Source organism: Benzoatithermus flavus, from assembly GCF_037908215.1.
GTDB lineage: Bacteria > Pseudomonadota > Alphaproteobacteria > Geminicoccales > Geminicoccaceae > Benzoatithermus > Benzoatithermus flavus.
On the sequence record NZ_JBBLZC010000012.1, the window covers coordinates 79,722 to 99,479 of the forward strand.

Genomic DNA, 19,758 nt, shown 5'->3' on the forward strand with positions numbered 1-19,758 from the left:
CGCGTGCGACGGAGCGCCGAGTCCGGTGGGCGTGCCGCGATCAGGGGAGCTGCGGTCGGCGCATGGGTCCGGTTCCGAACGACATCCTCACGGTGCTGCGACGGGCGGCCATGGTGGCGCTCGAGGAGGAGCCGCCCGGCGAGCCTCTGATCGGCGGCGTCTCCTCCGACATCTGGCGGGTCGAGCTCGCGGACGGCCGCTCGGTCTGCGTGAAGCGCGCCCTCGCCAGGCTCAAGGTGAAGGCCGACTGGCGCGCCCCCGTCGAGCGCAGCGGTTACGAAGCGGCCTGGATCCGGGTCGCGCGCGGCATCGAGCCGGCAGCGGCACCCGAGCTCCTGTTCATGGACGAGGCGGCGGGGGCGATCGTCATGCCCTACCTGCCGTCGGAGCGGCATCGCTTGTGGAAGGAGGTGCTGCGGGCGGGCGAGGTCGATCCGCTCGTGGCCGCGGCCGTGGGCGAGCGGCTGGCAGCGATTCATGCCGGCACAGCACGCTCGGCCGAGATCGCGGCCGCATTCCCGACCGACGCCATCTTCCACGACATCCGCCTCGAGCCCTATCTCCTCGCCACGGCCCGCGCGCATCCGGCGCTTCGACCCGAGCTCGAGCGCATCGCGCGGCGCACCGCGACGACCAAGCTCGCTCTCGTCCACGGCGACATCAGTCCAAAGAACATCCTGCTCGGCCCCGAAGGCCCGATCTTTCTGGATGCCGAGTGCGCCTGGTATGGCGATCCCGCCTTCGATCTCGCCTTCTGCCTCAACCATCTGCTCCTGAAGTGCCTGTGGACGCCGATGGCGGCGCCCGACTTCCTACTCGCGTTCGATGCGCTCGCTTCGCGTTATCTCGAGGGTGTGGTCTGGGAGCCGCGTGCCGAGCTCGAGAGCCGGGCGGCAGGACTCCTGCCCGGCCTGTTCCTGGCGCGCATCGACGGCAAGTCGCCGGTCGAGTACGTCACGGCCGAAGCCGACAAGGAGCGGGTCCGGCGCGTGGCGAGCACGTTCCTGCAGGCACCCTCGCCGACGCTGACCCCGATCCGCGAGGCCTGGGCGGAGGAGCTGGGCTTGTGAGCGGGACGACGATTCACAAGGTGATCGGTCGGCGGGTATGGGACAGCCGGGGACGGCCGACGGTCGAGGCCGAGCTGCATCTCGAGGGCGGTGCCATCGGCCGGGCCATCGCGCCGGCGGGTGCCTCCACCGGCACCGGCGAGGCGATCGACCTGCGCGACGGCGGCGACCGGCTGGGCGGCCACGACGTCGGGCAGGCGGTGCGCAACGTGAACGCGGTGATCGCACCGGCCCTCGTCGGCCGCGACGCCGCCGACCAGGCGGCGCTCGACGCGCGGCTCGTCGAGCTCGACGGCACGCCCGAGAAGCGGCGGCTCGGCGGCAACGCCACGATCGCCGTCTCGATGGCAGCGGCCCATGCCGCAGCCGCCGCAAGGGGCCTGCCGCTCTGGCGGCATCTCGGCGGCGAGGAGGCCTGCACACTGCCCTTGCCCGAGATCCAGATCTTCGGTGGCGGGGCGCATGCGGCCGGCCGGCTCGACATCCAGGACTTTCTGATCGTCTGTCCGGGGGCGGAGAGCTTCGGCGAGGCGCTGGCGTGGACCGCCGAGGTCTATTTCGCCGCGGGTCGGCTGCTCGCCGAGCGTGGGCTCCTCAAGGGCGTGGCCGACGAGGGCGGCTACTGGCCCGAGTTCGCGGGCAACGAGGAGGCGCTCGCCATGCTCGTGCGCGCCATCGAGCGCGCGGGCTTCCGGCCGGGGGAGCAGGTGGCGATAGCGCTCGACGTCGCGGCCTCGCAGTTCGGCAGGAACGGTCGCTATCGCCTCGCCCGCGACGGCGGCCGGGAGCTCGACACGGGCGGCATGATCGAGCTCTTGCTGGACTGGCTCGGCCGCTATCCCATCGTCTCGATCGAGGATCCCCTGGCCGAGGACGACCCGCAGGGCTTCGCCGCCTTCACGCGCCAGGTGCGCGGGCGCTGCCTCGTGGTCGGCGACGACTTCCTCGTGAGCGATGCCGGCCGCGTGCGCGCCGCCGCCCAGAGCGGGGCCTGCACGGCGGTGCTCCTGAAGCCCAACCAGCGCGGCACGCTCACCGAGACCAGGGCGGCGTGGGACGCGGCCAGGGCTTACGGTATGACCGGCATCGTCTCCGCGCGCTCGGGCGAGAGCGAGGATGTCACCATCGTGCACCTCGCCGTGGGTTGGGGCGCGCCGCAGCTCAAGGTGGGCTCCTTCAGCCGCTCCGAGCGCATGGCGAAGTGGAACGAGGGCATCAGGATCGAGGAGGCGCTGGGGAACCGGGCACGGTTCGCGGGGCGGGAGGCGCTGGTGGCGGGTGGTGCGGCCTGACCGATGGCCACCGCAATTCGTCGTTCGACGGCCGCCTATCGTTTCTAGGCACGCATCGTCACGATATTCCGGCGGGATCGGTGGTGCTGGGCGGCGAGGAGCGCCGCCCGGATGTCCTCCCGCTCGAGGTAGAGATAGGCTGTGAGGATCTCGTTCTCGCTCGTCCCGGCCGCCACGAGCTTCACGATCGTGCTGACGGTGGCGCTCATGCCACGGATGCAGGCACGGCCCCCATCTTGGCGGGATCGAAGGTGATACGGCGTAGTTCCGGCTCGCTCGTGCCGGCACGATAGTCTTGCGGCATGGCTCACGTCAGCCGTTGGTTCGCGAATCTTGCGGGAATCGCGTCACGGCACCATTCTAACGACTGCCATGACCACCGATCTCGCCACCCTGCCCACCTGGTCGCCTGCGGACGAGCCGCGGCTCTGGCGCAAGCTCGTGCGTGTCGCGGCCAAGATCGCCTTCGCCGACCAGCTCGTCGCTGCCTGGTACTGCGCCAAGGATCCCGCCACGCCGATGCACGTGCGGGCGGTGCTCCTGGGAGCACTCGGCTATTTTCTCCTGCCGGCCGATGCCATACCGGACGTCATCGCCGGCATCGGCTTTACCGACGACGCCTCGGTGATCGCCGCCGTCGTCACCACCTTTGCGCGTCACATCACGCAAGAACATCGCGAGGCGGCACGGCGGCGCCTGGATCAGCTTCTCCGCTAGCATCCCCGCCCCGAGGTTTGCGCGTCCGCGCGCCGGCGCTAAGCTGGCGCGATCGGTTGTCGCCGTGCTCCAAGGCTGCGGACGGACGCGTTGGTAGGGGGGAGAGGCTCGGGCCCGTGGTCGGGCTCTCATGGTGCGGTGGTCGGACTCTTGGTCGCGGCCGCAGCGCTTCTTGCCTTGGTGCTGCCACGGCTGCCGCCGCTCGCGATCGCGAGCCGCTTCGCGGACGACGTCCTCCTGACCGCTCTGGCACCACCCGAGCCGCAGGATAGCGATATCGTCATCATCGGCATCACCGAGGACACGCTTTCGGGGCTCGCCTGCCGCTCGCCGCTCGACCGGGTGTTCCTGCGCCGGGTCGTCGAGGATCTGGAGAATGCCGGTGTGCGCGCCATCGGCCTCGACGTCCTGCTCGATATGCCGACCCGGCCCGAGGCGGACATGGCGCTGCGCGCGAGCCTCGCCGATGCCCGTGTCCCCGTTGTCCTGATCACGGCTCAAGAGGCGACACCGCTCACCGAAGCCCAGCGGCAATGGCTCGACACGTTCCTTGCCGGGCTGGACCAGGGCTACGCCAATCTCGTCAAGGACCGCCTCGACGATGCGGTGCGCTGGCACGAGCCGCGGCTGAGCGCGAACGAGCTGAGCTTTCCGGCGAGAATCGCGCGCGCACTGGGCGGGTCCGTGCCGGAAGCCCCCTTCGAGATCGCCTGGCGCGGCCGGCCGGATACGGCGACGCCGCCGTTTCCGATCTATCCGGCCGAGACGGTGGTTCTCCTGCCGAAAGCCTGGCTCAGCGGCAAGGTGGCGCTCGTGGGTGGTGTGCTCGCCGATGGCGACCGGCACCGCACTCCACTGTCGGTGCTCGGCAGCAACATCTCCGGTGTGGAGATCCAGGCCCATGTCCTGGCCCAGCTTCTGAGTGGCCGGGAGCATCCGCGCATCGCCTGGCGGACGGAGCTTCTGCTGGTGCTGGCGTTGGCCGCGCTCGGCGGATGGGTGGGGGGCAGCCGCCTGTCGCCCGCGACCCAGGCTCTCGTGGGCGTGGCGGGCCTCGGTACCTATGCCGGCGGCGTCGCATGGGCCATGACGGCCACCTCGACCCTGCTGCCGCTCGTCGGCGGCAGCATCGCCTGGCTCGGTGGCCTTGCCGGCACCGCCGGCCTCTCGCTGTGGCGGGAGCGGGCCGAGCGTCGCACGCTGCTGCATCTGTTCGCGCGTCACGTCTCGGCACCCGTCGCCGAGGAGATCTGGCGCGAGCGCGCCACCTTCATGGCCGGCGGCCGCCCCAAGCCGCAGGAGCTCACGGCGACGGTCCTGTTCTCCGACATCGAGGGCTTCACGACCGTGGCCGAGCGGCTGGAGCCCGTGATGCTGATGAGCTGGCTCGAGACCTACATGGACCGGATGGTGGGGCTCGTCGCCGCGCACAAGGGCCTCGTCCTCCAGTTCATCGGCGACGCGCTGCTCGCCGTCTACGGCGTGCCGGTGGCCAGGACCAGCGAGGCCGAGATCACGGCCGATGCGGTTGCCGCGGCACGGACGGCGCTCGCCATGGCACAGGCGGCCGAGGACCTCGCGGCCGAGTTCGCGGTGCGCGGCCTGCCGCCGGTTCACATGCGGATCGGCATCCAGACCGGGCGGTTGGTCGCCGGCAGCCTGGGCGGCACGCAGCGGCTGGAATACGCGCTCGTCGGCGACACCATGAACACTGCGGCCCGGCTGGAGGCTCTGTGCAAGACGCTGCGCCGGCCCGGCGGGCCGCCCTGCACCATCGTGGTCGGCGATGCGACACGAGACCGGCTCGGGGAAAGGTTCGTCCTGCGTGACATCGGCGAGGTGGAGCTCAAGGGCAAGATGCAGCCGGTGCAGGCTTATGAGCTGGAAGCTGAAAAAATCTGATCAGTACTTGCGCTCAAATAGTCGATCCTGGTCTGCGGATCATCGAATGCTTGGCACCTGACTGAAGGGAGGGGTACGATAAGATCGGGGGAAGCAGGACAGAACACATTGCTGAAGCGTCTGGCGTATGCGTGCGGCGTTCTCGTCCTCCTGCTGGCGGCGGCCGGATCGGCGGCCGTGGAGGACGGGAAGCGGGTCGCACTGGTCGTTGGCATCGGCCGCTATGATCATGCGTCCGAGCTCGTGAACCCGCGCAAGGACGCCGAGGCGATCGCCGGGGCGCTGCGCGGGCTCGGCTTTTCGGTCGATATCGCGCTCGATCTCGACAATCGCGGGCTCGTGAGCGCGCTGCGCGCGTTCGGCGTCAAGGCGGCCGAGGCCGATGTGGCGGTGGTCTACTACGCTGGCCACGGCGTGCAGGTGGACGGCATCAACTACCTCGTGCCCTCCGATGCCAAGCTCGAGCGCGTGCGCGATCTGCTCTACGAGGCGGTGCCCTTGCAGCTCTTCCTCGGCGAGATCGCGCAGGCGCGCAAGCTCGGCCTCATGATGCTCGACGCCTGCCGCGACAACCCGTTCGTCGACCGGCTGGTCCACAGCATGGGAGCGGCGCGCACCAACCAGATCGGCACGGGCCTCGCCCGCATCGACGATACGCCGAGCGGCACGCTGGTCGCGATGGCGACGCGCGCCAACACCGTGGCCGAGGACGGCCAGGGCGAGCACAGTCCCTATGCCGAAGCGCTGCTCGACGAGCTGCAGGTGCCGGGGCTCGAGCTCGGCCTGTTCTTCCGCCGCGTGCGCGATCGCGTGCTCGAGGCGACGCACGGTCGGCAGGAGCCCTACACCTACGGTTCACTGGGCGCGGCACCTTTCTACTTCAATCCCAAGCCGCCGAACCGCGATCCCGTCGTGGCGGCGGCAGTGCCGCTCACGGTCCTCGACAATGCCGGGCCCGCGTCTCTGGCGATTCCGGCCCCGACCGATCCCGACGGCGACCGGCTGGTCGTCCAGGTGGCGGGGCTGCCACGTGGCGGCAGCGTGCTCGTCGGCGATCGCACGGTGCTGATCGGCGACTATCTCACCGTCGAGCAGCTCCGCTCGGCGAGCTTCCGCCCGGACGGCTCGCTCCGCGGCGATGCCGGGACGTTCGCCTACGTGGTCATCGACGGGCAGGGCGGCTCGGCACGCGGCTCGGTGGCGGTCGCGATCGCGCCCTCCAACCGGCCGCCCGACGCCATCGTCGAGCTGCAGATGCGTGCCGTCGTGAATCGGGTGCCGATGCCGCCGCCGACTGATCCGGATGGCGATCCGCTCACGATCCGGGTGCGCCGGGTTCCGGAGCACGGTACGGTCCGGCTCGCGGGCGGGCCTCTGTCGCCGGGCGACCGGATCGATCCGGGAAGGCTCGATCGGCTCACCTTCGACCCCGGTGACGCCGCGATCGGCTCGAGCGAGCAGCTCGTGCTCGTGACCGACGACGGCAAGGGCGGGGAGGCCGTCACCACGATAACGATCACCGTCACGGTGGGCGGCGAGGCGCTGCCGATGGCTACGGCGGAAGCGCCGGCGGCAAGGACGCAGACTCCGCCACCAGCGGCCGGGCCCGCGGAAGCGGCGTCGGCGGTGGCCGAGGCCGTTTCCGGCCCGCCGGCACCGTCCGACATGGTCCTCGAGCCCCTAGCCGGCACGTTCGTGGCGCTGGTGGACGCCAACCTGCGCTCGGCGCCCAGCTCCTCTGCCGGGCGAGCCGGCCGAGTCGCCAAAGGAGCCGAGCTCACGGCACTCGGCAAGGTCAAGGACAGCAACTGGTTCTACGTGGCCCCGGCCAGGGGCGAGCCCGCTTTCATCCTGGGTGATCTGATCGCCGCCCGGCCGAAAGGCGAGCCGGCGCCGGCAGCCACGGGCGAGAAGATGCCCGCGGACGAGAAGGCGGCCATGGTCGAACCACCCGAGCCCGCGAAGCCCTTGGCCCGCACCAACGGCGACGGCGCCAGCTTCCAGGACTGTCCGGAGTGCCCGGTGCTGGTGCGCATCCCGGCCGGCCGGTTCGTCATGGGCGGCACCAGTGGCGACCGGAGCGAGCGGCCGCCGCATCAGGTGACGATCACGAAGCCCTTCGCGCTCGGCAAGTACGAGGTGACGGTGGCGCAGTGGCGCGCCTGCGTGGAGGACGGCGGCTGCCCCGCCATGCCGCGCATGCAGGACCCGACCGACACGACACCCGTGCACAACGTGCACTGGCAGGACGCCATGGCCTATGTCGGCTGGCTGCAGAAGAAGACCGGGCACCGCTATCGCCTGCCGAGCGAGGCCGAGTGGGAGTATGCCGCCCGCGCCGGCACGAGCTCGCGCTACTGGTGGGGCGAGAAGATCGACGGCACCAAGGTGGCCTGCAAGGACTGCGGCAGCACCCTGTTCGAGCGGCTGCGCCCGCCGGCCGTGGACGCGCAGCCTCCGAACGCTTTCGGCCTCAGCGGGATGAGCGGTGGCGTGGCGGAGTGGGTGGCCGATTGCTGGTTCGACAGCTACCGGGGCGCGCCCGCCGACGGTAGCACCCGCGAGGCGTCGGGCTGCCGGGAGCGCGTGCTGCGCGGCGGCTCCTGGCGCGACGACCCCGCCTATCTCGGCACGACGACCCGCAACTTCTACGATGCCGACGTGCGCTACATCGCGAACGGCTTCAGGGTCGCGCGCGACCTCGATTGAGGAGCGGGCAGGACCTGCTTCAGCGCACGGTGATGGTGATCCTCCTCGAGACCACGGGCGGGTCGAAGGGAACGTGATCCTTGTCGCCCAGGAGAAGTTGCAGCGTGTGCCGGCCCGGCGGCAGCTCGAGGACGGTCTCGGTCTGGCCGTTGCCGAAATGGAGATGGTTGCGGTTGTTGGGGATCTCCTCGTCCAGAGGCGGCAGGTCGGTGTCGATGAGGAGATGATGGTGGCCGGTATTGGGCTTGTCGACGCCGGCCGGGGCCACGCCCATGTTGCGCAGGCCGAACCAGACCTTGAACGGGCTCTTGACCACCTCGCCGTCGATCGGCCAGCCGATATAGAGATAGGCGTCCTTGGAAGCCGGGGTGGAACCGGCCCGCCCTGCCGCCGGCAGGGCGGCGAGCGCCATCGCGAGCGAGGCTGCTGACAGGAACCTGAGCATCCGCTTCTTCCTTCCGACCAGTGGCGCCTGCGGCCTCACGGCACGATGACCGTGATCCTGTCCGAGACGAGCGATGGCTCGAACGGCACGTGGTCGGCATCGCCCAGGACGAGCTGCAGCGTGTGCCGGCCCGGCGGCAGCTCGATCCGCGCCTCGGTCTGGCCGCTGCCGAAATGGAGATGGTTGCGGTTGTTGGGAATCGGCTCGCCCGCGGGCGGCAGGTCGGCGTCGATCAGGAGATGATGGTGGCCCGTGCCGGGCTTCCTGATCCCGGCAGGTGCCACCCCCATGTTGCGCAGCCCCATGCGTAGCCAGAATTTCCCTCCCGTGATGATCTGCCCGCTCTTCGGCCAGATGATGTAGACCTTCGCCCCTGGTGGCGCCGGCTCGACGGCTGCCGCGGGCAGCGCCGCGCTGCCGATGCCGCCCACGAGCAGGGCGAATGTCACGAGCCTGATCGACATGGCGGCGACCTCCTCCGCAGGCTGTCGGGACCGACGAGGCGCAGCGTGCGAGGCATGGGGTCCTCAGTCCTGCACCCGAAGGACGAGCTGGGCGACGACGATCCGGCCCTGGCGCGGGTCCGCGATCGCCCGGTCGAGCGCGGCCATCGTTTCCTCGGACAGGGGCCCGGCGCTCGTGGAGCGGGCGAGCTGCGGCAGGTCGGCGGCGAGGTTCCGCTCCGAGGCGATGCAGCGGATCTCGCTCTCGTCGGCGCTCACGGACACCGGCAGGCTCAGAGCACCCCGGCTCGCGACCCTGGTCTGGCCCGGCTCGCGCGGGAACAGTGGCAGCACCTGTCCTTGGGTATCGCGCGCCATGCAGTAGAGATAGGCGTCACGATTGGTCTGGATCACGAGCCGGACCGGCTCGCCCGGCCGGTAGACCGGATAACGCCCGTGGTCGGAGGCGAGATAGAGGTCGAGTGGCACCGTGGCGTCCCGCAGACGCTCCAGCGCCGTCTCGGCCTGCCGGCTGCAGCCGGCGAGCGCCAGCGTCGCCGCGAGCGCTGCATCGCTCTGCTTGGCGCCTGCCAGCATGCGGAGCTCGAGCTGCCGCTCCTCGCCGGTGCGCACGCTCCTGACCGTCACCGTGCCGTCGGCGAGCGGCAGATCCTGCGGCCAGGGAATGGTCCGGTCCGCCTCCCAGCGGACCGTCGCGGCGTGACCACCTTTTCGGATCTCGATCGTGTTGAACGCCGGGTCGGCCGGTCGGGCAAGGGCGATCTCGGTCTCGGGCGTCGCGCAGAACCTGCCGCCGCCGGCCGGATCGAGGACCAGCCGGCTCCCGGCCTCTCCCTGCTCGAGCGAGCGGGTGCCGCCGATCTGGCTTCTGTCCTGCCCCGGAGCCAGGAGCTGCGCCAACGCGCTCCGTCTTCCCGCGGGCTTCTGCGCCGTCAGGCTGCCCTTGTAGGGCCCCTTGATGGTGATCGCCTGACCGCCCGGCAGCAGGAAGGTGGTGCTGGCGCCATCGGGGACCTCGACCATGGCCTCGGCCAGGGTCTGACCGGTCGTGTAGCCGGGTGCGGTCGAGGCGAGCACGACGGCTGCCGGCATCGCATCCCCCGCCGCTGCCGCAGGAGCCGATGCGATCACCAACACCGCCGAGCCGATGCGCAGACGGGACCGCACGCCCGCCATACCGGATTCCTCCCTCGACTGGGCATAGTGCAACGAGCGGGTGGGCGTGTCGAGAGCGAGCGCGTCTGCCGGCCGTGGACGCCGGGGCGCGGACTTCTCAGCCGCCCGCGGTCTCGAGCCAGCCCTTGAGGCTCGCCGTGATGCGCGGCACCTCGGCGCGGAGATCCGCATGAAGGTCCGAGAGCCGAGTGCCGTCCGCGTCCGCCGCGGCCAGCTCGAGCGCGCGCGCGAGCGTGCTGATGCGAACGGCGCCGAAATTGGCGGCGCTGCCGACCAGCGCATGCGCCTCACGGGCCAGCAGGCGGCGGTCGCCCGTGGCGAGCGTGGCGCCGAGCCCGGCCACCTCCTCCTCGAGCTTGGCGAGGAAGTCGAGCGCCAGCTGCCGAAGCTGCCCAGGGGCGACGAACGTGCGCCAGCGCTCGAGAAGGGTGGGATCGAAGCTCGTGGTCTCCATGATGGGTGTCCTCTGCGGGGGCGCGATCGCTCGACCGGCCTAGCAGGAAGGTGCTCGCGGGACGAGAGCGGCGACGCCGCAGCTCGCTCGAATGGATCATTTGTCGCTCCTCCTGCGAACCGCTGGTTCTGCGACATTCTGGGTGCGGACGGCAGCGGCGGGTCGAGCTAATCCCCGTGGAGGATATCAGCAAGCCATGCGTACAACTCCAAGGCGGAAGCGCTTTGAACGGAGCTACCGAGAGCAAGAGACGATGAAGCCGGTGCAGCAACTGACCCCGGCAGCTTTGCCGATGACCTGCGAGCCGGTGGATTCCAGAAGCCGCCGCGTGGTGCTGGCCGACGACGATGTGTTCGCCCGTGCCATCATCGGAACGCTCCTGCGCAGTCTCGGCTACGAGGTGATCGAGGCCGGGAACGGCGACGAGGCCTGGGCCTGCCTCGAGCGGAGCGAGGCCGGCATCCTGGTCACGGACTGGGTGATGCCGGACTGCGATGGGCCCGAACTCTGCCGCCGCATCCGCGAGCGTTCCGGTCATTATGTCTATGTGCTCATGCTGACCAGCCACAGCCATCGCAGCGCCGTCGTGGAAGGACTCGAAGCCGGGGCCGACGATTTCTTGCGCAAGCCGCCCGACCCCGAGGAGCTGCGCGTGCGGCTCAAGACCGGCGAGCGGATCGTGCGGCTCGAGCGGCAGCTCAGTCAGCGCAACGAGCGTCTGCGCGAGACCAACGCCCGCCTGCGCGAGGCTTACGAGCGGATCGAGCGCGATCTCGCTGCGGCCGCGCGCAGCCAGGAGAGCCTCCTGCCGCGGCCGGGCTTTGTGAGCGGCATTGCGGTCGATTGGATGTTCGAGCCGTCGAGCCATGTCGGCGGCGACGTGTTCGACGTGGTGCCGCTCGGCGGCGGCAGGCTCCTGTTCTTCCACATCGACGTCGTCGGGCATGGTGTGCGGGCGGCGCTGCACTCGTTCGCGGTCCACGGCCTGCTCTCGGCGACGCTCGGGCGGCGTCCGGCCGAAGGCGACGTGCTCCCGATCGATGCATGGTGGCGGCACGCGCTCTCGTTCCTCAAGGAGACCAACGAGCGTTTCTGCAGTGTCGAGGCCGAGAGCAGCTACTTCACCATGCTGCTCGGTCTCATCGACGGCACTTCCGGCACGGGATCCCTGATCCAGGCCGGGCATCCCTCGCCCATCCTCCTGCACGCGCGCGAGGCGAGGGCCGAGCTTCTGGGCGAGGGCGGCCTGCCCGTCGGCCTGATTCCGGATGCCTGGTGGGAACCGCTACCGTTCGTGCTCGCGCCCGGCGACCGGCTGGCGCTTTATTCCGACGGCATCGTCGAGGCCGAGCGGTTGGGGGAAGGTTTGTTCTCCGAGGCGCGCCTCGCCCGCCATCTCGTCATCACGGCCGGCCGACCGCTCGCCGAGGTCGTCGCTGGATTGCGCCTCCATCTGCGCGACTGGCGCCAGGGAGCGGCGCCCGACGACGATCTCTCACTTCTGATGCTCGAGCGTCCGCTTCCGAGTTGATCGGCTTTCGAGGAGAGCATCCGACCATGATACGCAGTGAGGAGCGCGACGGCCATCTGGTCGTCCGCATCGATCATCAACGCTTCGACGCTGCCTTCGTGCCTACCTTCCGCGCCGAGATGGAGCGGCTGCTCGCGGCTGGCCACCGGCATCTCGTGCTCGACCTCGCCGCCGTCGAGTTCATGGACAGCAGCGGACTGGGTGCGCTCGTGGCGGTGCTGAAGCGGCTGGGCGACCCTGCCCGCCTGCCGGTCTGCGGCGTGCGCGGCCCGGTCGCGAAGCTGATCCGGCTCACTCACCTCGACAAGGTGCTGCGGCTCCACGACGACGTGGCCCACGCTCTGAGCTTTTCGGACTGACCGTCATGCGCGTGCTCTTGCGGTTGCGCCTCGCGATCGACAGCAGCTACAAGGAGGTCGCGTTCGTGGCCGGTGCCATCCATGCCGTGGCGCTGCAGGGCGGGCTGGACGAGGAAGCGGCGCAGGATCTGGAGCTGGCCGCGGTGGAGGCGCTCAACAACGTCGTGGAGCATGCCCATCGCGACTGTCACGACGTGCCGATCGACGTCAGCGTCGAGCAGGCCGGTGACCGGGTGACGGTCGAGATCGTCGACTATGGCCGTGCCGCCGATCCCGAGCGCTTCGAGGCTCCGGCGGCGCTCGAGGCGGATTTCGATCCGAGCGACATCGCTTCGCTCGCGGAAAGCGGCCGCGGCATCGCTCTCATGCGTCAGCTTCTGGATGCGGTCTCCTATGCGCCGGGGCCCGACGGCAACCGGCTGCGGCTGACCAAGCGGCCCACGCTTCCGGCCTGAGCCGCGCCGTCTGCCGTCGCGGCGGCGCCGCTTCCGCGAGGATACGGCGCAGGCCTTCGCTGAACGCGGCGCGGTATTCCGGGCGCTCGTAGAGGGAAACGTGGCTCGCGCCTTCGATCCAGCTCACGAGCACGGGCCGCATCAGGTTCGCGATCAGGAGGCGGGTGCGCTCAGGGGGAACCACGCGATCCCGGTCGGCGCCGATCACCGCGACCGGCAGGTCGAGCCCGGCGAGCGCCTCGTCCGAGCGGAACGGGTGCCGGATCAGCCAGTTGACGGGCACCCAGGGATAGCGGGCGCCGGCCACGGCGGCGACGGAATCGAACGGTGTGACGAGGATCGCGCCGGCGAGCGGTCGGGCCCGTGCGAGCTGCGCCGCGACACCGGAGCCCAGGCTGAAGCCCGCCGCGATCACCCGCTCGGGCCGAAGCCGCTCGACCATGCGATCGTGGACCATGATCGCGTCCCGCACGATTGCCGCCTGATCGGGCACGCCGCCGCTCGGACCGAAGCCGCGGTAGAAGAAGGTGACGATGTCGAGGTCGTCGATCCAGCTTCCGAGATGGCGCAGCCGCCAGTCGGCATCCTCGGCATTGCCGCTGAAGGCGAGGAGCAGGCCGCGGCTGGGCTTCCTCGCACGGCGCAAGGCGCCCATGAGCCGCACACCGTCGTCGGTGACGAAGGAGAGCCGCTCGTCGCCCTCGGCCAGCCCCGAGGCGCCGACCAGACGAAAGCCCCAGCCGGCGAAGATCAATCGATCCTGCTGCCACCACAAGGCGAGGACGACGAGAAGCCACATGGCCAGGAACATTCCGGCCGCGATCGGGAGCGCGGTGAGGAGGATCTTCGCGAGAGCGAGCAAGCGATTGTCCGTCGATGACGCAGCAGGGAACGGCGCTCATCAGATAGTGTCGCTCCGGCCGGATTCATCGCCGGCGCGGCCGAGATCGGCTGCGATCTCGGCGGCGAGCCAGGTACGCAGGCGTGCGATCCGCCCGTCCTGCTGGCGCTCCTTGCGGCAGACGAGATACCAGCCGCCCCGCTGTGGCACACGCAAAGGGAAGGGCTCGACGATGCGGCCGGCCTTGAGATCGGCCTCGGCCAGGAAGTCGGGGACGAGGGCGATGCCCTGGCCGTCGATCGCGGCCTCGAGGGCGAGGAGATAGCTGTCGAACAGCGGCCCGCGGCGCTGCACGAGCCGGCCGAGGCCGGCGGCCTCGAGCCAGAGCGCCCAGTCGGCCTCGGCCGTCTCGACGGCCAGGAGCCGGTGGTTCACGAGCTCCGCCGGCTGCCGCAGCCCCATGCCGCCCTGGACGGTGCCGGGGCTCGCGACCGCGACCAGCCGGGCGCGGAACAGAGGCCACCAGGCGAGTGCCGTGTCCAGCGGCGGCTCCTTGTAGATCATCCCGACATCGACGTTCTCGGCGTCGAAGTCCCAGCTCCGGTGGCTCGTGCTGAGCCGGAGATAAAGATCCGGGTTCCGGGCCTCGAAGCGGTGCAGGCGCGGCAGGAGCCAACGCGAGGCGACGGTCACGTAGACCTGCACGGTGAGGTCGCCGGAGGCACCCCGCTCCCTGATCCGGGCCGCCGTTTCGCCGATCCGGGCGAAAGCGTCGCGTAAGACCGGGTAGAGCGCCTCGCCCGCTTCGGTGAGCTCGACACGCCGCCCCTTGCGCCAGAACAGAGGCGTGCCGAGCTCGCGCTCGAGCAGCTTCACCTGATGGCTCACGGCCGAATGGGTCACGCACAGCTCGTCGCCGGCGTCGCGAAAGCTGAGGCGACGCGCGGCCGCCTCGAAGGCTCTGAGGGCCGAGAGCGGTGGCAGGCGCAGGCGGGACATGGCGTGACGCTAGCGCGTGGAAGCTGGTGAATCCAGCTCACCGGTCGCGCAAAAAGAATCGGTTGTCTCGGGCCGGCTTCGCCCGACGATGCTGCCCGAGGCGGATCCTCGGGGAGGCGGCCATGACCATGGAGTGCGAGGGCCGGCGGCGCGGCGGCCGCGAGGCGCGGCGGCAGTTGCGGGCGGCGCCCTTGGAAGAGAGCCTGAGGCCCGTGCGGCCGGGGCTCGAGGGCGGGCGCTACCGGCCCTTGAGCGAGGCCGACGTGCGCACGATCCACGCAGCGGCGCTCGACGTGCTGGAAAAGATCGGCATGGCGCAAGCGCTGCCCACCTGCATCGAGGCCTGCACCGCCAGAGGCGCTTTCCTCAACGAGCATGGCCGCCTGTGCTTCCCGCGCTCGCTGGTCGAGGACGTGATCGCGGGTGCGGCACGCCGCTTCCCGCTCTACGGCCAGGAGCCGCGGCACGACCTCGAGCCCTGGGGCACCAAAGTCCATTTCGGCACGGCCGGTGCCGCCGTGCACATGGTCGACCTCAAGACGCGCGCATACCGCGAATCGCTGCTCCAGGACCTCTACGACGCGGCGCGGATGGTGGATGCGCTCGAACACATCCACTTCTTCCAGCGCACGCTCGTCCCGCGCGACATGGTGGGTGCCGTCGAGCTCGACATCAATACGCTCTATGCCTGCATCGCCGGCACGACGAAGCACGTGGGCACCAGTTTCTGCCGCCCCGACACCCTCAACATGGGGCTCGAGATCCTGCACCACGTGGCGGGCGGCGAGGCGGCGTGGCGGGCACGACCGTTCGTGAGCCTCTCCTGCTGCTTCGTGGTGCCACCGCTCCGCTTCGCCGAGGATGCCTGCCGCTGCCTCGAAGCCGCGGTCGCGGGCGGCATGCCAGTGCTCCTGCTCTCGGCCGGTCAGGCCGGTGCCACCTCGCCCGCGGCACTCGCGGGTTCCGTGGTCCAGGCCGTGGCCGAGGTGCTGGCGGCCCTGTGCTATGTGAATGCGCTGAAGCCGGGTGCTCCTGCCATCTTCGGTACCTGGCCCTTCGTCTCGGATCTTCGCACCGGTGCCATGTCGGGCGGCAGCGGCGAGCAGGCGCTGCTCATGGCGGCCTGCGCGCAGATGGGCCAATTCTACGATCTGCCGACAGGTGTCGCTTCGGGGATGAGCGATTCCAAGCTGCCCGACGCGCAGTCCGGGGCCGAGAAGGGCTACAACCACGCGCTCGTCGGCAACGCCGGCGCCAACCTCATCTACGAGGCGGCCGGAATGCAGGCGAGCCTTCTGGGCTTCAGCCACGAGAGCCTCGTCATCGACAACGACATCATCGGCGCCACGCTGCGCACGATCCGCGGCATCGAGGTGAGCGAGGCCTCGCTTTCGCTCGAGGTCATGCGCGAGGTCTGCATCGAGGGCCCCGGCCACTATCTCGGCAGCCAGCAGACGCTCGAGCTCATGCAGCGCGACTACTACTATCCAGGGATCGGCGACCGGACGAGCCCCAAGGAATGGGCCGAGCAGGGCCGGACCGACATCGTCGAGCGGGCGGGCCGGAAGGTCCGGGAAATCCTCGGCGGGCACTTTCCGACCCATCTCGTCGCGATCGACGGCCTCCTGCGCGAGCGCTATCCGATCAGGCTCCCTGCCGAGGCCATGCGGCCCGCCACCAGGGGGAAGGCAGCATGACCAGGACCGCACGCGTCGTCGTCATCGGCGGGGGAGCGGTGGGCACGAGCGCCCTCTGGCATCTCGCCATGCGCGGCTGGACCGACTGCCTGCTCCTCGAGATGAACGAGCTCACCGCGGGCTCGACCTGGCACGCCGCCGGCAACTGTCCGACTTTCTCGGGCAGCTGGACGCTCATGCGGATGCAGGCCTACGGCGCCAAGCTCTATCGGCGCCTCTCGGCCGAGCTCGAGGGCGGCATCGGCTATCACGGCACGGGCTCCCTGCGCCTCGCCCATCACCGCGAGCGCATGGACGAGTTCCGCCACGTGCTCGCCATGGCGCACGCGCAAGGGTTGCCTTACGAGCTTCTGGGGCCTGCGGAGGCCAGGGCACGCTATCCCTTTCTCGAGCTGCACGACCTCGAGGGTGCGCTTTGGGATCCCTTGGACGGCGACGTCGACCCCTCGCAACTCACCCAGGCCTATGCTCGCATGGCGCGCGAGGCGGGTTGCCGGATCGAGCGCTTCACGCGCGTGGTGAGCCTGGAGCGCAGCAGTGGCGGCGAGTGGCTGGTCGGCACCGACAAGGGCGAGACCATCCGGGCCGAGATCGTGGTCAACGCCGCCGGCTACCGGGCAGGCGAGATCATGGCGCTCGTCGGGCGGCATCTGCCCATCGTCGCCATGCAGCACCAGTACCTCGTCACCGAGGACATCCTGGCTCTGGCCGAGCGGGGGGCGAGCAAGCTCCCGCTCCTGCGCGATCCCGACACGTCCTACTATCTCCGTCAGGAGCGCCACGGCTTCATCCTGGGGCCTTACGAGTGGGACTGCCGGGCCGAGTGGGTGAACGGGCTGCCGGAGGACTTCGCTTACCAGCTCTGGCCCGACGATCTGGGTCGGCTCGAGCGCTACATCGAGGACGCCTGCGGTCGCGTGCCGATTCTGGCCGAGGGTGGGGTGAAGCGGGTCGTGAACGGCCCGATCCCCTATGCGCCCGACGGCAATCCCTATATCGGCCCGGTCCACGGGCTCACCAACTTCTACCAGTGCTGCTGCTTCAGCTTCGGCATCGCGCAGTCGGGCGGGGCCGGGAAGTTCCTGTCGGAATGGGTGGTGGACGGCGAGCCCGAGTGGGACGGCTGGGTGTTCGACCCGCGCCGCTACACCGGCTATGCCACGACCTCCTACACGGTCGCGAAGGCAGTCGAACTCTATCAGAACGAGTACGCGATCGGCTTCCCGTTCGAGGAGCGCCCGGCCGGACGGCCGGCGCGCACGACCCCGCTCTATCCCGTGCTGAAGGCCAAGGGTGCCCGCTTCGGTGCCCGCAACGGCTGGGAGCGGGCGGTGTTCTTCGATCCCGAAGGCAGGATCGAGCAGCCCAGCCTCACCCTGCGCCGCGAGCGCAACTGGAACCCGCTCGTGGCGCAGGAGGTGCGGGCGGTCCGGGAGGCTGTCGGTGTCATCGACCTCGGCGGATTCTCCAAATTCCTGGTCGAGGGGGCGGGTGCCGAGGCGATGCTCGATCGTGTCCTGTGCTCGCGCCTGCCGAAGCCGGGCCGGATCGCGCTCTGCTACGCGCTCGACGAGCGCGGCGGGGTCGTGAGCGAGTTCACCGTGACTCGCCTCGCCCACGAGCGTTTCTACCTGGTCTCGGCCAGCACGGCCGAATGGCACGACGAGGATCTTTTGCGCGCGGCCATGCCGGACGACGACTCGGTGCGGCTCGAGACGCTGCACGGTCGGCTCGGAACCCTCGTCGTGGCGGGGCCGAAGGCGCGGGACGCATTGGCGAAAATTACGCCGGCCGATCTTTCCAACGCCGCCTTTCCCTGGCTCACGGGCCGTGAGATCGAGCTCGGCTCGGGCCGCGCCCTGGCGCTCAGGATCAACTATGTCGGCGAGCTCGGCTGGGAGCTGCATCTGCCGATGGAGGAGTTGCTTCCGGCCTACGAGCGGATCATGGCGGCAGGCACCGGGTACGGCATTCGCGACGTCGGCATCTACGCCGTCGAATCCATGCGCCTCGACAAATGCTACCGGAGCTGGAAGCAGGACCTCGAGATCGGCTTCACCGCTCTCGAAGCGGGCCTCGACCGCTTCGTCGACCTCGAAAAGCCCGACTTCATCGGCAAGGCGGCGCTCGTGGCACAGCGCGAGCGTGGCGTCGGCCAGCGCCTCGTCCCGCTGACGCTCGACGATGCGGGGGAATACGACGCCCCGTTCTGCGCGCCGGTGCACGAGAACGGCGAGCGGGTCGGGCTCGTGACCTCGGGCTTCTGGAGCTTCACGCTCGACCGGAGCATCGCCTTGGCCTATGTCCGCAGCGATCTCGCCCGACCCGGCCAAAAGGTGGCGGTCGAGATCTACGGGCGGATGACCCCGGCCACCGTGTGCGAGGAGCCGCTCTACGATCCGGGTAACGCACGGCTCAAGGCCTGAAGCTCGCCGACATGAACAGAACCGAATCTGCCGCCTCGACGCCGCCCGCGTGCATCGACCTCACCTACCTGCGCAGCGCCATCCTGGTCGTCCTCGCCGGCACGTTCTGGAGCACCGGCGGCGTGCTCGTGAAGCTGGCCGAGGCAGCCGACGCGCGGCAGATCGTGCTCTGGCGCTCCCTGTTCGTGTTTCTGTTCCTGGTCGTGGTTCTGGGCATCCGCCAGCGCGGCGCTCTGTTGCGGACCTTTCGCACCGCCGGCTGGAACGGCGTCCTTGGCGGCTGGTGCCTCGTCGGCGCCTTCCTGGGTTCGATCGAGGCGTTCACCCGCACCACGGTCGCCAACGTCATGTTCATCCTGGCGGCACAGCCGTTCCTCGCCGCTCTGTTCGCCCGCCTGCTGCTCGGCGAGCGGGTCGGCCGCCAGACCTGGCTCGCCATGGCGGCCGCGATCGTGGGTGTGACTATCATGGTGGCGCCGGGGCTGGCGCTGGGCGGCGCCTCCGGCAGCCTACTGGCGCTGGCCTCCGCGGTCAGCTTTGCGCTCTTCAGCGTCACGCTGCGCCGCGGCCGCTACGGCGACGGCTCTCCCTCGATCGTCTGGGGAGCCCTGTTCTCGGCCCTGGTGGCGTTCCTGCTGGTAGTCGCCGGCAAGGGAGCCGACGCCGTTCTCGTCGGCCGGCACGACCTTCTGATCTGCGCCGCCATGGGGATCGGGCAGATCGGCTGCGGCATGCTCGCCTTCGCTGCCGGTTCGCGCCACCTGCCGGCGGCCGACCTCACGCTGCTGGCGCTCACCGAGGTGATCCTGGGGCCGGTCTGGGCCTGGCTCGTGGTCGGCGAGGTGCCGCCGACGGCGACGCTTGCGGGCGGCGCGCTCGTGCTCGGCGCCACGGCACTCCAGGCATTGAGCGGAGCCAGACGGCTTGGCGCCTAGCTCTCGAAGGGCGCTCTCAGTCCTCCACGACGGCATCGTGCTCCTGCAGCCGGTCCGCGAGCACCGCCTGCTCGGCGACGTGCCGGTTCAGGGCCTCGAGATCCTCCCTGACCTCGCCGGCGAGATCGTCGGCCAGTGCTGCCGCGAGCGCGCGCTCGGCGATCTGCGAGGTATCGAGCCCCGCCTTGCGCGCCTTGGCGTAGAGATCGGCGTTGAGCGTCAGGCTCACCGTCATCTTGGCGGCGCCGGCATTGTAGAGCGCGGTTCGCACGATCGTTTCCTCCTC

19 protein-coding genes are annotated in these 19,758 nt (G+C 70.1%); 11 read left to right on the top strand and 8 right to left on the bottom strand.

Annotation, left to right across the window (positions count from 1 at the left end; translation table 11 throughout):
• The first annotated feature begins 62 nt into the window (after window positions 1-62).
• Both U1T56_RS13270 and eno read left to right on the top strand, forming a co-directional pair.
• The gene (locus U1T56_RS13270; RefSeq protein ID WP_418159963.1) at window positions 63-1,070 is read left to right on the top strand and encodes a phosphotransferase family protein; all 1,008 of its coding nucleotides are present in this window, start codon (window positions 63-65) and stop codon (window positions 1,068-1,070) included.
• Window positions 1,067-2,362, top strand: coding sequence for a phosphopyruvate hydratase (gene eno / locus U1T56_RS13275; protein WP_418159964.1), 1,296 nt, complete (start codon window positions 1,067-1,069; stop codon window positions 2,360-2,362). Before U1T56_RS13270 ends, eno begins: the two co-directional genes overlap by 4 nt.
• A 44-nt stretch (window positions 2,363-2,406) precedes the next feature.
• Here the strand turns inward: eno and U1T56_RS13280 are convergent, their stop codons facing one another.
• Entirely contained in the window at window positions 2,407-2,571 is a 165-nt protein-coding gene (locus tag U1T56_RS13280; RefSeq protein ID WP_418159965.1) for a DUF433 domain-containing protein, read from the bottom strand.
• A gap of 163 nt (window positions 2,572-2,734) precedes the next feature.
• Here U1T56_RS13280 and U1T56_RS13285 point away from each other — a divergent pair, with 163 nt between their 5' ends.
• The 3 genes from U1T56_RS13285 (at window position 2,735) to U1T56_RS13295 (ending at window position 7,690) form a co-directional block, all read left to right on the top strand.
• On the top strand, window positions 2,735-3,079 hold the full coding sequence (locus U1T56_RS13285) for a YkvA family protein (RefSeq protein WP_418159966.1): 345 nt from the start codon (window positions 2,735-2,737) through the stop codon (window positions 3,077-3,079).
• A gap of 138 nt (window positions 3,080-3,217) precedes the next feature.
• Complete coding sequence (locus U1T56_RS13290; RefSeq protein WP_418159967.1) at window positions 3,218-4,981, top strand: CHASE2 domain-containing protein; 1,764 nt, start codon at window positions 3,218-3,220, stop codon at window positions 4,979-4,981.
• Between the two features lie 108 nt (window positions 4,982-5,089).
• Window positions 5,090-7,690, top strand: a complete 2,601-nt coding sequence (locus U1T56_RS13295) for an SUMF1/EgtB/PvdO family nonheme iron enzyme (protein ID WP_418159968.1) — start codon at window positions 5,090-5,092, stop codon at window positions 7,688-7,690.
• A 19-nt stretch (window positions 7,691-7,709) separates the two neighbouring features.
• On the opposite strand, the gene U1T56_RS13300 is transcribed toward U1T56_RS13295, so the two are convergent.
• From U1T56_RS13300 to U1T56_RS13315, 4 genes are all read right to left on the bottom strand, one after another.
• Window positions 7,710-8,135 carry a DUF4399 domain-containing protein gene (locus U1T56_RS13300; RefSeq protein WP_418159969.1) on the bottom strand — a complete coding sequence of 142 codons (426 nt, stop codon included), beginning with the start codon at window positions 8,133-8,135 and terminating at the stop codon, window positions 7,710-7,712.
• A 35-nt stretch (window positions 8,136-8,170) separates the two neighbouring features.
• Window positions 8,171-8,599, bottom strand: a complete 429-nt coding sequence (locus U1T56_RS13305) for a DUF4399 domain-containing protein (RefSeq protein ID WP_418159970.1) — start codon at window positions 8,597-8,599, stop codon at window positions 8,171-8,173.
• Between the two features lie 63 nt (window positions 8,600-8,662).
• Window positions 8,663-9,775, bottom strand: a complete 1,113-nt coding sequence (locus tag U1T56_RS13310) for a DUF4384 domain-containing protein (RefSeq protein ID WP_418159971.1) — start codon at window positions 9,773-9,775, stop codon at window positions 8,663-8,665.
• 97 nt (window positions 9,776-9,872) lie between these two features.
• On the bottom strand, window positions 9,873-10,229 hold the full coding sequence (locus tag U1T56_RS13315; RefSeq protein WP_418159972.1) for an Hpt domain-containing protein: 357 nt from the start codon (window positions 10,227-10,229) through the stop codon (window positions 9,873-9,875).
• 292 nt (window positions 10,230-10,521) lie between these two features.
• Here U1T56_RS13315 and U1T56_RS13320 point away from each other — a divergent pair, with 292 nt between their 5' ends.
• Genes U1T56_RS13320 through U1T56_RS13330 form a run of 3 tightly spaced genes read left to right on the top strand, consistent with a single transcriptional unit; the run spans window position 10,522 to window position 12,574 of the window.
• The gene (locus tag U1T56_RS13320; RefSeq protein WP_418159973.1) at window positions 10,522-11,760 is read left to right on the top strand and encodes a PP2C family protein-serine/threonine phosphatase; all 1,239 of its coding nucleotides are present in this window, start codon (window positions 10,522-10,524) and stop codon (window positions 11,758-11,760) included.
• Between the two features lie 26 nt (window positions 11,761-11,786).
• Complete coding sequence (locus U1T56_RS13325; protein WP_418159974.1) at window positions 11,787-12,119, top strand: STAS domain-containing protein; 333 nt, start codon at window positions 11,787-11,789, stop codon at window positions 12,117-12,119.
• 5 nt (window positions 12,120-12,124) lie between these two features.
• Window positions 12,125-12,574 carry an ATP-binding protein gene (locus U1T56_RS13330; RefSeq protein WP_418159975.1) on the top strand — a complete coding sequence of 150 codons (450 nt, stop codon included), beginning with the start codon at window positions 12,125-12,127 and terminating at the stop codon, window positions 12,572-12,574.
• Here the strand turns inward: U1T56_RS13330 and U1T56_RS13335 are convergent.
• Window positions 12,483-13,436 carry an alpha/beta hydrolase gene (locus tag U1T56_RS13335; RefSeq protein ID WP_418159976.1) on the bottom strand — a complete coding sequence of 318 codons (954 nt, stop codon included), beginning with the start codon at window positions 13,434-13,436 and terminating at the stop codon, window positions 12,483-12,485. The genes U1T56_RS13330 and U1T56_RS13335 overlap by 92 nt on opposite strands.
• 39 nt (window positions 13,437-13,475) lie before the next feature.
• Window positions 13,476-14,414, bottom strand: coding sequence for a transcriptional regulator GcvA (gene gcvA / locus U1T56_RS13340; protein ID WP_418159977.1), 939 nt, complete (start codon window positions 14,412-14,414; stop codon window positions 13,476-13,478).
• A gap of 122 nt (window positions 14,415-14,536) precedes the next feature.
• Between gcvA and U1T56_RS13345 the strand changes: the two genes are divergently transcribed.
• The 3 genes from U1T56_RS13345 to U1T56_RS13355 are packed head-to-tail and all read left to right on the top strand — an operon-like array spanning window position 14,537 to window position 19,472.
• On the top strand, window positions 14,537-16,111 hold the full coding sequence (locus tag U1T56_RS13345) for a trimethylamine methyltransferase family protein (protein ID WP_418159978.1): 1,575 nt from the start codon (window positions 14,537-14,539) through the stop codon (window positions 16,109-16,111).
• Window positions 16,108-18,537, top strand: coding sequence for a GcvT family protein (locus U1T56_RS13350; RefSeq protein WP_418159979.1), 2,430 nt, complete (start codon window positions 16,108-16,110; stop codon window positions 18,535-18,537). The genes U1T56_RS13345 and U1T56_RS13350 overlap by 4 nt, the downstream gene beginning before the upstream one ends.
• A gap of 11 nt (window positions 18,538-18,548) precedes the next feature.
• A complete protein-coding gene (locus U1T56_RS13355) occupies window positions 18,549-19,472 on the top strand; it encodes a DMT family transporter (RefSeq protein WP_418159980.1) in 924 nt (307 codons plus the stop codon).
• Window positions 19,473-19,488: 16 nt separating this feature from the next.
• On the opposite strand, the gene U1T56_RS13360 is transcribed toward U1T56_RS13355, so the two are convergent.
• Complete coding sequence (locus tag U1T56_RS13360; protein WP_418159981.1) at window positions 19,489-19,743, bottom strand: type II toxin-antitoxin system CcdA family antitoxin; 255 nt, start codon at window positions 19,741-19,743, stop codon at window positions 19,489-19,491.
• Window positions 19,744-19,758 lie beyond the last annotated feature (15 nt).

Coding starts and splice junctions, on each gene's coding strand:
- U1T56_RS13300 (WP_418159969.1), bottom strand. CDS start 8,135: ATGCTCAGGTTCCTGTCAGCAGCCTCGCTCGCGATGGCGCTCGCCGCC.
- U1T56_RS13345 (WP_418159978.1), top strand. CDS start 14,537: ATGACCATGGAGTGCGAGGGCCGGCGGCGCGGCGGCCGCGAGGCGCGG.
- U1T56_RS13330 (WP_418159975.1), top strand. CDS start 12,125: ATGCGCGTGCTCTTGCGGTTGCGCCTCGCGATCGACAGCAGCTACAAG.
- U1T56_RS13355 (WP_418159980.1), top strand. CDS start 18,549: ATGAACAGAACCGAATCTGCCGCCTCGACGCCGCCCGCGTGCATCGAC.
- U1T56_RS13315 (WP_418159972.1), bottom strand. CDS start 10,229: ATGGAGACCACGAGCTTCGATCCCACCCTTCTCGAGCGCTGGCGCACG.
- U1T56_RS13310 (WP_418159971.1), bottom strand. CDS start 9,775: ATGGCGGGCGTGCGGTCCCGTCTGCGCATCGGCTCGGCGGTGTTGGTG.
- gcvA (WP_418159977.1), bottom strand. CDS start 14,414: ATGTCCCGCCTGCGCCTGCCACCGCTCTCGGCCCTCAGAGCCTTCGAG.
- U1T56_RS13285 (WP_418159966.1), top strand. CDS start 2,735: ATGACCACCGATCTCGCCACCCTGCCCACCTGGTCGCCTGCGGACGAG.
- U1T56_RS13320 (WP_418159973.1), top strand. CDS start 10,522: ATGACCTGCGAGCCGGTGGATTCCAGAAGCCGCCGCGTGGTGCTGGCC.
- U1T56_RS13350 (WP_418159979.1), top strand. CDS start 16,108: ATGACCAGGACCGCACGCGTCGTCGTCATCGGCGGGGGAGCGGTGGGC.
- U1T56_RS13270 (WP_418159963.1), top strand. CDS start 63: ATGGGTCCGGTTCCGAACGACATCCTCACGGTGCTGCGACGGGCGGCC.
- U1T56_RS13305 (WP_418159970.1), bottom strand. CDS start 8,599: ATGTCGATCAGGCTCGTGACATTCGCCCTGCTCGTGGGCGGCATCGGC.
- U1T56_RS13280 (WP_418159965.1), bottom strand. CDS start 2,571: ATGAGCGCCACCGTCAGCACGATCGTGAAGCTCGTGGCGGCCGGGACG.
- U1T56_RS13325 (WP_418159974.1), top strand. CDS start 11,787: ATGATACGCAGTGAGGAGCGCGACGGCCATCTGGTCGTCCGCATCGAT.